Origin of the sequence: Pseudomonas sp. CCI1.1, from assembly GCF_034348165.1 — a bacterium.
Lineage (GTDB): Bacteria > Pseudomonadota > Gammaproteobacteria > Pseudomonadales > Pseudomonadaceae > Aquipseudomonas > Aquipseudomonas paracarnis.
Map to the genome: position 1 here is coordinate 5067369 of NZ_CP133780.1, position 14767 is coordinate 5082135.

14 protein-coding genes are annotated in these 14767 nt (G+C 60.1%); 11 read left to right on the forward strand and 3 right to left on the reverse strand.

Annotated elements, in window-relative coordinates; translation table 11 throughout:
* Together RHM69_RS22935 and RHM69_RS22940 are read left to right on the forward strand one after the other, a co-directional pair.
* Complete coding sequence (locus tag RHM69_RS22935; protein ID WP_020302392.1) at window positions 1–2451, forward strand: glycogen/starch/alpha-glucan phosphorylase; 2451 nt, start codon at window positions 1–3, stop codon at window positions 2449–2451.
* Between the two features lie 216 nt (window positions 2452–2667).
* Complete coding sequence (locus tag RHM69_RS22940) at window positions 2668–3678, forward strand: class 1 fructose-bisphosphatase (protein WP_200599101.1); 1011 nt, start codon at window positions 2668–2670, stop codon at window positions 3676–3678.
* Window positions 3679–3735: 57 nt separating this feature from the next.
* Here the strand turns inward: RHM69_RS22940 and RHM69_RS22945 are convergent, their stop codons facing one another.
* Together RHM69_RS22945 and RHM69_RS22950 are read right to left on the reverse strand one after the other, a co-directional pair.
* Window positions 3736–4056 carry a type II toxin-antitoxin system RelE/ParE family toxin gene (locus RHM69_RS22945; RefSeq protein ID WP_060767885.1) on the reverse strand — a complete coding sequence of 107 codons (321 nt, stop codon included), beginning with the start codon at window positions 4054–4056 and terminating at the stop codon, window positions 3736–3738.
* Window positions 4053–4325, reverse strand: coding sequence for a type II toxin-antitoxin system Phd/YefM family antitoxin (locus tag RHM69_RS22950; protein WP_003171142.1), 273 nt, complete (start codon window positions 4323–4325; stop codon window positions 4053–4055). Before RHM69_RS22950 ends, RHM69_RS22945 begins: the two co-directional genes overlap by 4 nt.
* A 220-nt stretch (window positions 4326–4545) precedes the next feature.
* Here RHM69_RS22950 and RHM69_RS22955 point away from each other — a divergent pair, with 220 nt between their 5' ends.
* Window positions 4546–4800 (forward strand): hypothetical protein, encoded by a 255-nt coding sequence (locus RHM69_RS22955; RefSeq protein WP_003187823.1) that lies wholly within the window; start codon window positions 4546–4548, stop codon window positions 4798–4800.
* Window positions 4801–4830: 30 nt separating this feature from the next.
* A complete protein-coding gene (locus RHM69_RS22960) occupies window positions 4831–5400 on the forward strand; it encodes a lipocalin family protein (protein WP_014716529.1) in 570 nt (189 codons plus the stop codon).
* Between the two features lie 126 nt (window positions 5401–5526).
* On the opposite strand, the gene RHM69_RS22965 is transcribed toward RHM69_RS22960, so the two are convergent.
* Window positions 5527–6891: a formimidoylglutamate deiminase gene (locus RHM69_RS22965; RefSeq protein WP_032901814.1), complete on the reverse strand. Its 1365-nt coding sequence runs from the start codon at window positions 6889–6891 to the stop codon at window positions 5527–5529.
* 147 nt (window positions 6892–7038) lie between these two features.
* On the opposite strand from RHM69_RS22965, the gene hutC reads away from it, so the two are divergent.
* From hutC to RHM69_RS23000, 7 genes are all read left to right on the forward strand, one after another.
* Entirely contained in the window at window positions 7039–7749 is a 711-nt protein-coding gene (gene hutC, locus RHM69_RS22970) for a histidine utilization repressor (protein ID WP_224796965.1), read from the forward strand.
* Window positions 7746–8306, forward strand: coding sequence for a HutD family protein (locus RHM69_RS22975; RefSeq protein WP_014716532.1), 561 nt, complete (start codon window positions 7746–7748; stop codon window positions 8304–8306). Before hutC ends, RHM69_RS22975 begins: the two co-directional genes overlap by 4 nt.
* A gap of 401 nt (window positions 8307–8707) precedes the next feature.
* Window positions 8708–10378, forward strand: coding sequence for a urocanate hydratase (gene hutU, locus RHM69_RS22980; protein WP_102666464.1), 1671 nt, complete (start codon window positions 8708–8710; stop codon window positions 10376–10378).
* Window positions 10379–10526: 148 nt separating this feature from the next.
* On the forward strand, window positions 10527–11972 hold the full coding sequence (locus RHM69_RS22985; RefSeq protein WP_014716534.1) for a purine-cytosine permease family protein: 1446 nt from the start codon (window positions 10527–10529) through the stop codon (window positions 11970–11972).
* A 69-nt stretch (window positions 11973–12041) separates the two neighbouring features.
* Complete coding sequence (locus RHM69_RS22990; protein ID WP_014716535.1) at window positions 12042–13007, forward strand: ABC transporter substrate-binding protein; 966 nt, start codon at window positions 12042–12044, stop codon at window positions 13005–13007.
* Window positions 13008–13078: 71 nt separating this feature from the next.
* Window positions 13079–13930 carry an ABC transporter permease gene (locus RHM69_RS22995; RefSeq protein WP_014716536.1) on the forward strand — a complete coding sequence of 284 codons (852 nt, stop codon included), beginning with the start codon at window positions 13079–13081 and terminating at the stop codon, window positions 13928–13930.
* On the forward strand, window positions 13927–14751 hold the full coding sequence (locus RHM69_RS23000) for a quaternary amine ABC transporter ATP-binding protein (protein ID WP_014716537.1): 825 nt from the start codon (window positions 13927–13929) through the stop codon (window positions 14749–14751). Before RHM69_RS22995 ends, RHM69_RS23000 begins: the two co-directional genes overlap by 4 nt.
* Window positions 14752–14767: the final 16 nt, after the last annotated feature.

Sequence of the window (14767 nt, forward strand, 5' to 3'; positions counted from 1 at the left end):
ATGTCTCAGGAACCGCTTGCACGAGAAGCAGAGGTAGCCGCATTCCGCGATGCTGTCTTGACCAAACTCACCTACGCGGTGGGCAAGGACCCGGATCACGCCTTCGACCATGACTGGTTCGAAGCCATTGCCCTGGCCGCCCGCGACCAGATGGTCGACCACTGGATGGACCACACGCGGCGTATTTATCGCAAAGGCCAGAAGCGTGTTTATTACCTGTCCCTGGAATTTCTCATCGGCCGCTTGCTCTACGACAGCCTGAGCAACCTGGGTGTGCTGGAGATCGCTCGCGAAGCGCTGTCGGAGCTGGGCGTGGATCTGGAGCGCATCCGCCTGCTGGAGCCCGACGCGGCGCTCGGCAACGGTGGTCTGGGCCGTCTGGCGGCGTGCTTTATGGAAAGCATGTCGACGCTGGGCATTGCGGGCCACGGTTACGGCATTCGTTATGAACACGGCTTGTTCCGCCAGGCCATTGTCGACGGTTGGCAGCAGGAGCAGACCGAACGCTGGCTGGATTTCGGCAACCCTTGGGAATTCGAGCGCGCCGAGGTGATTTACCCGATCGGCTTTGGCGGGAGCGTTGAAACCATTGCGGACGCCTCCGGCAAGATGATCCAGGTGTGGTCGCCCAACGAAACCGTACGTGCCGTGGCCTATGACACGCCGGTCGTCGGTTGGCGCGGGGCCAGCGTCAACACCCTGCGCCTCTGGCGTGCACGGGCCGTAGAAGACCTGCACCTGGAGCGCTTCAACGCAGGTGACCATTTAGGCGCCGTCGCCGAAGTGGCCCGCGCCGAAAGCATCTCCCGAGTGCTTTACCCGGCCGACAGCACCGAAGCAGGGCAGGAACTGCGCCTGCGCCAGGAATATTTCTTCGTCTCCGCGTCCCTGCAGGACTTGTTGCGCCGCCACAAGAACATGCACGGTTCGGTATTGAGCCTGGGCGAGCACGCCGCCATCCAACTCAACGACACCCACCCGTCCATCGCCGTGGCCGAGTTGATGCGCCAGCTGGTCGATTTGCATGACATTCCCTGGGAAGCCGCGTGGGATGTCACCGTCGAGACCCTTTCGTATACCAACCACACCCTGCTGCCCGAAGCGCTGGAAACCTGGCCGGTAGGTTTGATGGAACGCATGCTGCCCCGGCACATGCAGATCATCTACCTGATCAACGCCCAGCATATCGACTCGCTGCGTGCCAAGGGCATCCACGACTTCGACGTCTTGCGCGCTGTGTCGCTGATCGAAGAAGACAACGGTCGCCGCGTGCGCATGGGCAACCTGGCGTTCCTGGGCTCCCATAGCGTCAACGGCGTGTCCGGTTTGCATACCCAACTGATGCGCAGCACGGTGTTCTCCGAACTGCACAAGCTCTACCCCGAACGCATCAATAACAAAACCAACGGCATTACCTTCCGTCGCTGGCTGTACCAGGCCAACCCCAAGTTGACCGATATGTTGGTGGAAGCGCTGGGCCCGGATATTCTCGACCAGCCCGAGCAGCGTCTTATCGAGTTGGAACCCTTTGCCGAGAAACCGGCCTTCCGCAAAGCGTTCGCTGAGCAGCGCCTGCACAGCAAGCGCGCACTGGCGCAGATCATCCATGAGCGCCTGGGCATTGCGATCAACCCGGCGGCGATGTTCGACGTGCAGGTCAAGCGCATCCACGAATACAAGCGCCAACTGCTCAACCTGCTGCACACCGTGGCGCTGTACCAGGCGATCCGTGCCGAGCCGGGCATCGACTGGGTGCCTCGGGTCAAGATCTTTGCCGGCAAGGCGGCAGCCAGCTATCACCAGGCCAAGCTGATCATCAAGCTGACCAACGACATCGCCCGCACCGTCAACAACGACCCGACCGTGCGCGGCCTGCTCAAGGTGGTGTTCCTGCCCAACTACAACGTCAGCTTGGCGGAAAGCATCATTCCGGCAGCGGATTTGTCGGAGCAGATTTCCACCGCCGGTTTCGAAGCGTCCGGCACCAGCAACATGAAGTTCGGCCTCAACGGCGCGCTGACCATCGGCACCATGGACGGCGCCAACGTGGAGATGCACGAGCGTGTCGGCGCCGAGCACATGTTTATCTTTGGCCTCAGTGCCCAGCAGGTGGAGGCCCGCAAACACGCCGGCGAGTTCAACGCCGGGCCGGATATCGCTGCCTCCCATCGTTTGAATGATGTGCTGCAAGCGATCCGTGGCGGGGTGTTTTCGCCGGACGACCCGGGCCGCTATGTGGGCCTGATCGATGGGCTGATCGACTACGACCGGTTCCTGGTGTGTGCCGACTTTGACGCCTACTGGGACGCCCAGGCGCGGGTCGAGGCGCATTGGCACGACTCCAAGGCCTGGTGGCGCTCGGCCGTGCTCAACACAGCGCGCATGGGCTGGTTCAGCTCGGACCGCACCATCCGCGAATATGCCACCGAGATCTGGAAAGCCCTCGACTGACGGCCGCGGTTAAAAATGTGGGAGGGGGCTTGCCCCCGATAGCGGTTGATCAGTCACTCATGCATTGACTGAATGACCGCAATCGGGGGCAAGCCCCCTCCCACATCAAGCCTGGTCGTGAACTCTATTGGCGTTAAATCCTCTGATTAGAGGAAATCAGCCTCGACTCGCGCTAAACTGCGCGGGTTTTCAGCCCCCCATTCTCCGGAGCCGTCCATGTCCCGCGTTACCTTGAGTCGCTATTTGATCGAGCAGACCCGCAGCAACAACACGCCTGCCGATCTGCGCTTCCTTATCGAAGTGGTGGCGCGTGCTTGCAAGGAAATCAGCCACGCCGTTTCCAAAGGCGCACTGGGCGGTGTCCTGGGCAGCATGGGCACTGAAAACGTGCAGGGCGAAGTGCAGAAGAAACTGGACGTTCTGTCCAACGAAATCCTGCTCGAAGCCAACGAATGGGGTGGCCACCTGGCCGGCATGGCGTCCGAAGAAATGGACAATGCCTACCAGATCCCAGGCAAATACCCGAAGGGCGCATACCTGCTGGTATTCGACCCACTGGACGGTTCGTCCAACATCGACATTAACGCACCGGTCGGCACCATCTTCTCGGTGCTGCGTTGCCCCAACGAATACCTGAGCCAGAACGAAGCCCTGAACGAAAAGGCCTTCCTGCAACCAGGCACCGAGCAGGTTGCTGCCGGCTACGCGATCTACGGCCCACAGACCATGCTGGTGCTGACCCTGGGCGACGGCGTCAAAGGCTTCACCCTGGACCGTGAAATGGGCAGCTTCGTACTCACCCACGAAGACATTTCGATTCCTGCTTCTACCCAGGAGTTTGCCATCAACATGTCCAACCAGCGCCACTGGGAAGAACCGGTGAAGCGCTACGTCAACGAGCTGATGGAAGGCGAAGAAGGCCCGTTGAAGAAGAACTTCAACATGCGCTGGGTAGCCGCGATGGTTGCCGACGTGCACCGCATCCTGACCCGTGGTGGCCTGTTCATGTACCCACGCGACAGCCGCGAGCCGTCCAAGCCAGGCAAGCTGCGCCTGATGTACGAAGCCAACCCGATGTCGTTTTTGGTTGAACAGGCAGGCGGTGCGTCTACCGACGGCCACCAGCGCATCCTCGACCTCCAGCCTGAAGGCCTGCACCAGCGTGTGGCGGTGTTCCTGGGTTCGAAGGAAGAAGTTGAGCGCGTGACGGCTTATCACAAGAAGTAAGAGCTTGCGGTAACAAAAAAGCCCCGAAATGCGCTCAGCGCTTCGGGGCTTTTGTTTTTATTGAATAAGGTTTTTCAGCAGCAACGCCTGCAGGTTTTTCCGAGTGTCGGCGATGATGTGGACGTAAATGATCGGGTCTCGAATTTCGTAGATGATCCGATTCATGCCACAGACAACCTGTCGATATTGGCTGAGATTCAACTTCTCGATCTCTTGCGGTATCGAGCCAGCATAGGGAGACTCAAGCAGTCGCATGGCCTGTTTCATCGCGTCGTAGGACTGCTGCCAGGTCGATGTCGAGAACTGCCGGATGAGGTATGACTTGATATCTTTAAGGTCGCGTTTTGCCGAGTGAAGAATCACAACCTTGAATGTCATTGAGCGTCGTCCTTGTCCAGCTCGGCGAACACGTCCTCCATGTCTTGAAACTGCCCCAATTCAATCTGCCGGTTGCCCAGGGCCAATAGCTTTAACAAGGCCATGGTTTCTGCCTGCTCCTCAAAACTCTTCACATCCATCACCACCAGCTTCGCTTCGCCATTTTGGGTGATGACCAGGGGTTCGCGGCTTTCCGTGAGTGTTTTGACGATCTCGGCGGTATGACTTTTCAAGTAGCTGATCGGCTTTATCTGCGAAGAAAATTTCATGGGATGACCCCTGCTCAAGGTGTGACTGATTTTAGTCTTAATTTGGTCTTTGCTAGACAGCAACTGATGAAAGGCGTTGATTTTTCACTCGAAAACACGGTTCAAGGGGCCAGTTCACATAAAAAATAAATAGCACCCCCCATCGGGAACCAGACACCCCTTTTCCCTTCTAAGCTTCTGGCAGATACCCCAGCTGCTTTGTCTCTCCAGGAGCTTTTCCATGTCTATACGCCGTCTCGCCCTGCTGGCTTTTTGCGTGCTCTTAGCCGCTTGCAGCAAGGTCACCCAAGAAAACTACCAAAAGCTCTCAGCCGGCATGGCCAAGGCCGAGGTGGAGTCGTTGCTGGGCAAGCCAACCGATTGTTCCGGCGCACTGGGCATGTCCAGCTGCACCTGGGGCGATAAAAACAGCTTTATCAGCGTGCAGTACGCCGGTGACAAAGTTCTGATGTTTTCCGGGCAAGGCCTGAAGTAAACCGGGGCGCGAGCCTGCGGGAGAAGAAGAATGATGCGTTTTGTTTTGTTCCTTTGCGCCAGCCTGTTTTTGGCGGGCTGCGCCAGCCATTCTGGCGATGATCTGCAACCCAAGACTGCGAGCAACGTCAACCTCAAGCGTTACCAGGGCACCTGGTATGAGTTGGCCCGGTTGCCGATGTACTTTCAGCGCAACTGTGCGCAATCCGAAGCCCGCTATACCTTGCTGCCTGATGGTGACATGTCGGTGTTCAACCGCTGCCTGACGCCTGAGTGGAAGTGGCAAGAGGCCAAAGGCACGGCTACGCCGCAGGTACCAGGCAAGACCGACAAGCTGTGGGTGGAATTCAATAACTGGTTTACATCACTGTTGCCGGGCGTTGCCAAGGGCGACTACTGGGTGCTGTATGTCAGCGATGACTACAAGACCGCCATCGTCGGCAGCCCGAGCCGGCGCTATATGTGGATCCTGTCGCGCACGCCGACGGTGAGTGCCGATACCCGCGAAGACCTGCTGAGCAGGGCGCGACAGCAAGGGTATGACACCACGCGGCTGATCTGGCGTACGTCGGACAAGCAGATGGCAAAGTCCTCTCAGTAATCCTGAGTACTCTCAACCCAATGTGGGAGCTGGCTTGCCTGCGATACAGGCACCTCGGTGCATCAGTTGCACCGGGTTGATGCTATCGCAGGCAAGCCAGCTCCCACAGTTGTCATGGGTTGGCCGTTAGTTCAGCAAGTCCTTCAGCACTTGGGTGAATGCCCGGCTGCTGTCTTCTTCGCCAGCATGATGCCCATCTCGCACCACCCACTTGCCATTGACCAGTACATCGCGCACTTGCCGATCACCACCGGCAAATAGCCAGCGGTTGAGAATCCCATCCTCACTGGCCGTCGCCAGGTACGGGTCGCTACCGTCCAGCACTATCCAGTCCGCACGCTTGCCCACTTGCAGTCGACCAATCGGCTGGCCCAGCGCTTGTGCGCCACCGTCCAGCGCAGCATCGAACAGCGTGCGACCCACCATCGGTTGGTCACTGCGATACAACCGATTACGCCGTTGATCGCGCAGGCGCTGGCCGTATTCCAGCCAACGCAGTTCTTCCACCACGCTCAGTGACACATGGCTGTCGGAACCAATGCCCATGCGGCCGCCCTGGGCGAGGAAGTCCACCGCAGGAAAAATCCCATCGCCCAGGTTGGCCTCCGTGGTCAGGCACAAACCGGCAATCGCTCGGCTGTTGGCCATGCGTGTCACTTCGTCGGCATCGGCATGGGTGGCGTGCACCAGGCACCAGCGCTCATCCACCTCGACATTGTCATACAGCCATTGCAACGGGCGCTTGCCGCTCCAGGCCAAGCAGTCGTCGACTTCTTTTTGCTGTTCGGCGATGTGGATATGCACCGGGCAGCTCTTGTCACTGGCGGCCAGCACGGTATGGATTTGTTCGGGGGTGACGGCGCGCAGGGAGTGGAAGCACAGACCCAGTTGCTGCGCCGGTTGTGCCGCCAGAATGGGCTGCAGGCGCGCTTGCAAGTCCAGGTAGTGTTCCGTGCTGTTGATAAACCGTCGCTGGCCTTCATTCGGCGCTTGGCCACCAAAGCCCGCGTGGGTGTAGAGCACCGGCAGCAAGGTCAGGCCGATCCCGCTGCTGGCGGCCGCCTGGCTGATCTGGCGGGACAGTTCCGTACGGTCGGCATAGGGCTGGCCGCTGAGATCGTGGTGCACGTAATGGAACTCGGCCACCGAGGTGTAGCCGGCCTTGAGCATTTCGATATACAGCTGGCGGGCGATGATCTGTAACTGCTCGGGGTTGATCTTGCCGACCATGCGGTACATCAAGTCGCGCCAGGTCCAGAAGCTGTCATTGGGGTTGCCGGCCACTTCGGCCAAGCCCGCCATGGCGCGCTGGAAGGCATGGGAATGCAGGTTCGGCATGCCCGCCAACACCGGGCCCCTGAGCCGCTCCGCACCTTCTGCACTGGCGTTGGGCTCAACCTTTGTCAGCAGGCCATCGGTGCTGACTTCAAGACGTACATCATTGGCCCATCCATTAGGCAGCAGTGCGCGTTCGGCAAAGAAAGCGGACATGATCAAGGCACCCCGGTCGTGTGTTTATTTGTATATACATATACAGACGTTTGCCTGCTCGGTAAACTCCGGCAATCTATGCATCTTTTTCCCCTGCAAGGATTCCCTGTGCCGACTCCGCCCGCCAAGTCTTCGCTGGCTGCCCACATGGACGAAAGTCCGGCGCCCTTGTATGCCCGCGTCAAACAGATGATCAGCCAGCAGATCCTCAACGGCAACTGGCCGCCCCATTACCGCGTGCCGTCGGAAAGCGAGCTGGTCAGCCAGTTGGGCTTCAGCCGCATGACCATCAACCGCGCCCTGCGCGAGCTGACCGCCGAAGGCCTGCTAGTGCGTATGCAGGGTGTGGGTACGTTTGTTGCCGAGCCGAAAAGCCAGTCAGCCCTGTTTGAAGTGCATAACATCGCCGATGAAATCGCCTCCCGCGGGCATCGGCACACTTGCCAGGTGATCACCCTGGGCGAAGAGGCCGCCGGCTCCGAACGCGCCGTTGCCTTGGAAATGCGCGAAGGCGGGCGGGTGTTCCACTCGTTGATCGTGCATTACGAGAACGACATTCCTGTGCAAATAGAAGACCGTTTCGTCAACGCCCTGGTCGCGCCGGAATACTTGCAGCAGGACTTCACCCAGCAAACCCCGTATGCCTATTTGAACCAGGTCGCGCCGTTGACTGAGGGCGAGCATGTGGTTGAGGCGATCCTCGCCGATGCCGCCGAGTGCAAATTGTTGCAGATCGAGCCGAGCGAGCCGTGCCTGTTGATTCGCCGACGCACCTGGTCGGGTCGCCAGCCGGTGACTGCGGCGCGATTGATCCACCCCGGTTCCCGTCACAGCCTCGAAGGACGCTTCAGTAAATGAGTGAGATCAACGTCTGGCGCGCCGCCGACTACGTGCGCATGCCGTGGAAGAACGGCGGCGGCAGTACCGAAGAAATCAGTCGCGACGCCGGCACCGGCCTGGAGGGTTTTGGCTGGCGTTTGTCGATTGCCGATATCGCCGAATCGGGTGGGTTTTCCACCTTCGCCGGCTACCAGCGCGTGATTACGGTGATCAAAGGCGCCGGCATGGTGTTGACCGTAGACGGTGAGGAGCAGCGCGGGTTGTTACCGTTGCAGCCGTTCGCGTTCAACGGCGAAAGCCAGGTGTCATGCCGTTTGATCACGGGGCCGATTCGCGACTTCAACCTGATCTACTCGCCACAGCGTTACCACGCACGCTTGCAGTGGGTGGATGGCGTGCAGCAGTTTTTCAGCACCGCGCAGACGGTGCTGGTGTTCAGCGTGGCGGATGAGGTGAAGGTGCTGGGCGAGAAGCTCGGCCACCATGATTGCCTGCAAGTGGACGGTAACACGGGCCTGCTGGATATCTCTGTCACTGGCCGCTGCTGCATCATCGAACTGACCGCACGCGATTAAAAACTGTGGGAGCTGGCTTGCCTGCGATAGCGGTATATCAGTAGCTGATGCGCTGACTGACACACCGCTATCGCAGACAAGCCAGCTCCCACCTTTGTTTTTGCATTGTTCACAAAATCTGTTTCCACTCCGCGCACCAATTTGTTACCGAATGCCCCAGCGTGACGCAAAGCTTCGCTGCCGTGACAAATTCCCCGCGCTGCAACAAACCTCCGTAAGAAATTTCATCAAGCTTTGAAGCCTTGATTTACAAGGCTCGCACGCCCCGTGCAAAAAAAACCCAACCACTCCTGGCTAAAGTTGGCCGCTCGATTGCATATGCTTGTACATACAAGTAAAGATGTGTGCGTAAGACTTTGCACCATCCCTGTTCGCGCATCGATCGCCGAGGAGTCCTAGCTGTGACCAAGCCTACAAAATACCGTGACGTCGAAATCCGCGCCGCCCGCGGTAACAAGCTCACCGCCAAAAGCTGGCTGACCGAAGCGCCGCTGCGCATGCTGATGAACAACCTCGACCCACAAGTGGCCGAGAACCCCAAAGAACTGGTGGTGTACGGCGGTATCGGCCGCGCGGCGCGCAACTGGGAGTGCTACGACCAGATCGTCGAGAGCCTTACTAATCTGAACGACGACGAAACCCTGCTGGTGCAATCCGGTAAGCCGGTCGGCGTGTTCAAGACCCACAGCAACGCCCCGCGCGTGCTGATTGCCAACTCCAATCTGGTACCGCACTGGGCCAGTTGGGAGCATTTCAACGAACTGGATGCCAAGGGCCTGGCCATGTACGGCCAGATGACTGCCGGCAGCTGGATCTACATCGGCAGCCAAGGCATTGTCCAAGGCACCTACGAAACCTTCGTCGAAGCCGGCCGCCAGCATTACAACAGTAACCTGACCGGTCGTTGGGTGCTCACCGCCGGCCTCGGCGGCATGGGCGGCGCGCAGCCATTGGCCGCGACGCTGGCCGGCGCCTGCTCGCTGAATATCGAGTGCCAGCAAGTCAGCATCGACTTCCGCCTGAACAGCCGCTACGTCGACGAGCAGGCTACCGACCTCGACGACGCCCTGGCGCGTATTGCCAAGTACACCAAGGAAGGCAAGGCCATCTCCATCGCGCTGCTGGGCAACGCCGCAGAGATCCTGCCGGAACTGGTCAAGCGTGGCGTGCGCCCGGACATGGTCACCGACCAGACCAGCGCCCACGACCCACTCAACGGTTACCTGCCGGCCGGCTGGACCTGGGACGAATACCGCGCTCGCGCCAAGACCGAGCCGGCCGCCGTGATCAAGGCCGCCAAGCAGTCGATGGCCGTCCACGTCAAAGCCATGCTCGAATTCCAGAAGCAAGGCATCCCGACCTTCGACTACGGCAACAACATCCGCCAGATGGCCCAGGAAGAGGGCGTGGAAAACGCGTTCGACTTCCCAGGTTTCGTACCGGCCTACATCCGCCCATTGTTCTGCCGTGGCATCGGCCCGTTCCGCTGGGCGGCGCTGTCCGGTGACCCGCAGGACATCTACAAGACCGACGCCAAAGTCAAAGAGCTGATCCCGGACGACGCCCACCTGCACAACTGGCTGGACATGGCCCGCGAGCGCATCAGCTTCCAGGGTCTGCCGGCACGTATCTGCTGGGTCGGCCTGGGCCAGCGTGCCAAGTTGGGCCTGGCGTTCAACGAAATGGTGCGCAGCGGCGAGCTGTCCGCGCCGGTCGTGATCGGCCGTGACCACCTGGACTCCGGCTCGGTCGCCAGCCCGAACCGCGAAACCGAAGCCATGCAGGACGGCTCCGATGCTGTGTCCGACTGGCCGCTGCTCAACGCCTTGCTTAATACCGCGAGCGGCGCGACCTGGGTGTCGCTGCACCACGGTGGTGGCGTGGGCATGGGCTTCTCCCAGCACTCAGGGATGGTGATTGTCTGCGACGGTACTGACGAAGCGGCCGAGCGGATTGCCCGCGTGCTGCACAACGACCCGGCGACCGGGGTGATGCGTCATGCGGATGCGGGTTACCAGATCGCTATCGACTGCGCCAAGGAACAAGGCCTGAACCTGCCGATGATCAAGTAACGGGTGGCGCAGTACCTGTGGGAGCTGGCTTGCCTGCGATGCAGACGACGCGGTCTGACAGTAAGACCGCGGTGATGCTATCGCAGGCAAGCCAGCGCCCACGGAAGAGCAAGATGCATACAAAACAATCCATCAGAGGTTGAACAACATGGCTGCAAACGACACCACCCCGTTGATCGAGAAACGTTCGATCGACTACATCCCGGAAGCGGAAAGACATGGTCGTCTATTCAGTCAATTCACCCTGTGGATGGGTGCCAACCTGCAGATCACTGCGATTGTCACCGGGGCGTTGGCCGTGGTGCTGGGCGGTGATGTGTTCTGGTCGTTGATCGGCTTGCTGATCGGTCAACTGATCGGCGGTGGCGTCATGGCGCTGCATGCGGCGCAAGGGCCCAAGCTTGGCCTGCCGCAGATGATTTCCAGCCGGGTGCAGTTCGGCGTGTACGGCGCGGCCATTCCGATCGTGTTGGTGTGCTTGATGTACCTGGGCTTCACCGCCACCGGCACCGTGCTGTCGGGCCAGGCGCTGGGCCAGTTGTTCGGGGTCAGCGACAGCGTCGGCATCCTGATCTTCGCCAGTGTCATCGTGCTGGTCACGGTGCTGGGTTACCGGGTGATCCACTTCATCGGCCGGGTCGCCAGCCTGATTGGCGTGGTTGCCTTTGTGTACCTGTTCAGCCGCTTGATGAGCCAGACCGACGTTGGCGCGCTCCTGCAGATCCGCCACTTCAGCTGGAGCAGTTTCCTGCTGGCCGTGTCGCTGGCGGCCTCCTGGCAGATTGCGTTCGGCCCTTACGTGGCGGATTACTCGCGTTACCTGCCGAGCCACACGTCATCGGTGAAAACCTTTCTCGCTGCTGGCGCAGGTTCGGTCATCGGTGCCCAAGTGGCGATGGTCCTCGGCGTGTTTGCCGCGGCCATGTCCAACGGGCAGTTTGCCGGCCACGAGGTGGCGTACATCGTTGGCTTGAGCGGCACGGGGGCTACCGCTGCGTTGCTGTACTTCAGCATCGCGTTCGGCAAGGTCACCATCTCGACGCTCAACTCCTACGGCAGCTTCATGTGCATCGCCACTATCATCAGCGGCTTTCGTGGGCGTCTGGAGGTCACGCGTCTGCAGCGTCTGGTGTTTGTGCTGATGATCGTCGGCACGGCCACGCTGATCGCGTTGCTCGGCCAGCATTCGTTCCTCGGTGCATTCAAGTCGTTCATCCTGTTCCTGCTGGCGTTCTTTACGCCCTGGAGCGCGATCAACCTGGTGGATTACTACTGCATCACCCGCGAGCGTTATGACGTGCCGGCGCTGGCCGACCCGAACGGTCGCTACGGCCGCTGGAACCTGCTGGGCATCAGCGTCTACGTATTCGGCGTGCTGGTGCAGTTGCCGTTCATCTCTACCAAGTTCTACACCGGCCCCCTGGTGGCCGCGCTGGGGGATGTGGATATCTCCTGGATCATCGGCCTGGTACTGCCGGCGGCCCTGTATTACGTGTGTGCAAAAAAATGGCACGGCACGGTACCCGATCACCTGATCCTGCCAAAAGAGCAGGGCGCTTCACCCACAACAAACGGGCTGGCTGCACAAGCCTGATGGGACGTGGACAGGGCAGGACGCCTACTGACTGCCGTAATCCATTTCATGATTGGGAGCGTCACAACAATGACTATGAATAAGACCTTGCTGGCTACTTTGTTCGCAGCTGGCGTGCTGGCAAGTGCCGGCGCCCAGGCGGCTGGTTGGTGCGAGTCGGGTAAACCGGTGAAATTCGCCGGCCTGAATTGGGAAAGCGGCATGTTGCTCACCGACATCCTGCAAACCGTGCTGGAAAAAGGCTACGACTGCAAAACCGACAGCTTGCCGGGCAATTCCATCACCATGGAAAACGCCCTGGGCAGTAACGACATCCAAGTGTTCGCCGAGGAGTGGGTAGGTCGCAGCGAGGTCTGGAACAAAGCCGAGAAGGCCGGCAAAGTCGTGGGCGTCGGTGCTCCGGTGGTCGGCGCGGTCGAAGGCTGGTACGTGCCGCGCTATGTGATCGAAGGCGACGCCAAGCGCAAGCTGGAAGCCAAGGCGCCGGACCTGAAAAACATCGCCGACCTGGCCAAGTACGCCTCGGTGTTCAAGGACCAGGAAGAGCCGTCCAAGGGCCGCTTCTACAACTGCCCGGCCGGCTGGACTTGCGAGCTGGACAACAGCGAAATGCTCAAGAGCTACGGCCTGGAAAGCACCTACACCAACTTCCGCCCGGGCACCGGCCCGGCGCTGGATGCAGCGGTGCTGTCGAGCTACAAGCGTGGCGAGCCGATACTGTTCTACTACTGGTCACCGACACCGCTGATGGGCCAGGTCGATCTGGTCAAGCTGGAAGAAAAGCCCGGCGTGGACAAAACCGTGAGCATCAAGGTCGGCCTCTCCAAGACTTTCCACGAGCAAGCCCCGGAACTGGTGGCCGTGCTGGAAAAGGTCAATCTGCCCATCGACCTGCTGAACCAGAACCTGGGCCGCATGGCCAAGGAGCGGATCGAGTCGCCGAAACTGGCGAAAATATTCCTCAAGGAACATCCTGAAGTCTGGCACGCCTGGGTGAGCGACGACGCAGCCAAGAAAATCGACGCGGCCTTGTAGGTCAAGTGTGCACGGCTACCCTCAAGGGTGGCCGGGCGGCTGGCCACAACCCACTGGATCGAGAGCACGATATGTTCCCTGAAAGCTTTACCTTTTCCATCGCCGACTGGGTCAACGGTTGGGTGGACGCACTGGTCACCCACTACGGCGATGTGTTCCGGCACATCTCCGACACCCTGCTATGGGCCATCGTCAACCTGGAAGGCCTGCTGCGCGCAGCGCCCTGGTGGCTGATGCTGGCCATCGTCGGCGGTATTGCCTGGCACGCCACCCGCAAGGTGGTGACCACGGCGGTGATTGTCGGTCTGCTGTTCCTGGTGGGCGCGGTTGGCCTGTGGGACAAGCTGATGCAAACCCTGGCATTGATGATGGTGGCCACGGTGATTTCGGTGTTGATCGGCATCCCCCTGGGCATCCTCTCGGCGCGCAGTAATCGCCTGCGTTCAGTGTTGATGCCGCTGCTGGACATCATGCAAACCATGCCCAGCTTCGTGTACCTCATCCCGGTGCTGATGCTGTTCGGCCTGGGCAAGGTCCCGGCGATTTTCGCTACGGTGATCTACGCCGCGCCGCCGCTGATTCGCCTGACAGACCTGGGTATTCGCCAGGTCGATGGCGAAGTCATGGAAGCCATCAACGCCTTCGGCGCCAACCGCTGGCAGCAACTGTTCGGCGTGCAATTGCCGCTGGCGTTGCCGAGCATCATGGCCGGGATTAACCAGACCACCATGATGGCGCTGTCGATGGTGGTGATCGCCTCGATGATCGGTGCCCGTGGCTTGGGTGAAGACGTGCTCGTCGGCATCCAGACCCTCAACGTCGGCCGCGGCCTTGAAGCCGGGCTGGCGATCGTGATTCTCGCAGTGGTCATCGACCGCATTACCCAGGCTTATGGCCGCCCACGGCATGAGGCGAGCAAATGACGACTGTCAGCAAAATCGAAGTCAAAAACGTCTTCAAAATTTTCGGCGCACGCGCCAAGGATGCGCTGGCCATGGTCGGCCAGGGCAAGACCAAGGACCAGGTACTGGCCGAGACCGGTTGCGTGGTCGGCGTCAATGACCTGTCCCTGAGCATCGGCACCGGTGAGATCTTTGTGATCATGGGCTTGTCGGGTTCGGGCAAATCCACCCTGGTGCGCCACTTCAACCGCCTGATCGACCCCACCAGCGGCGCGATCCTGGTGGACGGCGAAGACATCCTGCAACTGGACATGGAAGCCCTGCGCCAATTCCGTCGGCACAAGATCAGCATGGTGTTCCAGAGCTTCGGCCTGCTGCCGCACAAGAGCGTGCTCGACAACGTTGCCTACGGCCTGAAAGTGCGTGGCGAAACCAAGCAAGTCTGCGCCGAACGTGCGTTGCACTGGATCGAAACAGTGGGCCTCAAAGGCTATGAAAACAAATATCCCCACCAGCTTTCTGGCGGTATGCGCCAGCGCGTGGGCCTGGCCCGCGCCTTGGCGGCCGACACCGATATCATCCTGATGGACGAAGCCTTCAGCGCCCTCGACCCGCTGATCCGCGCCGAGATGCAAGACCAATTGCTCGAGCTGCAAAAGACCCTGCACAAGACCATCGTGTTCATCACCCACGACCTCGACGAGGCCGTGCGCATCGGCAATCGCATTGCGATCCTCAAGGACGGCAAGCTGATCCAGGTCGGCACGCCGCGAGAGATCCTGCATTCGCCGGCGGATGAATATGTGGACCGGTTTGTTCAGCGGCGGGCGGCGGTGGTCTGACGGACGCCATCGCAGG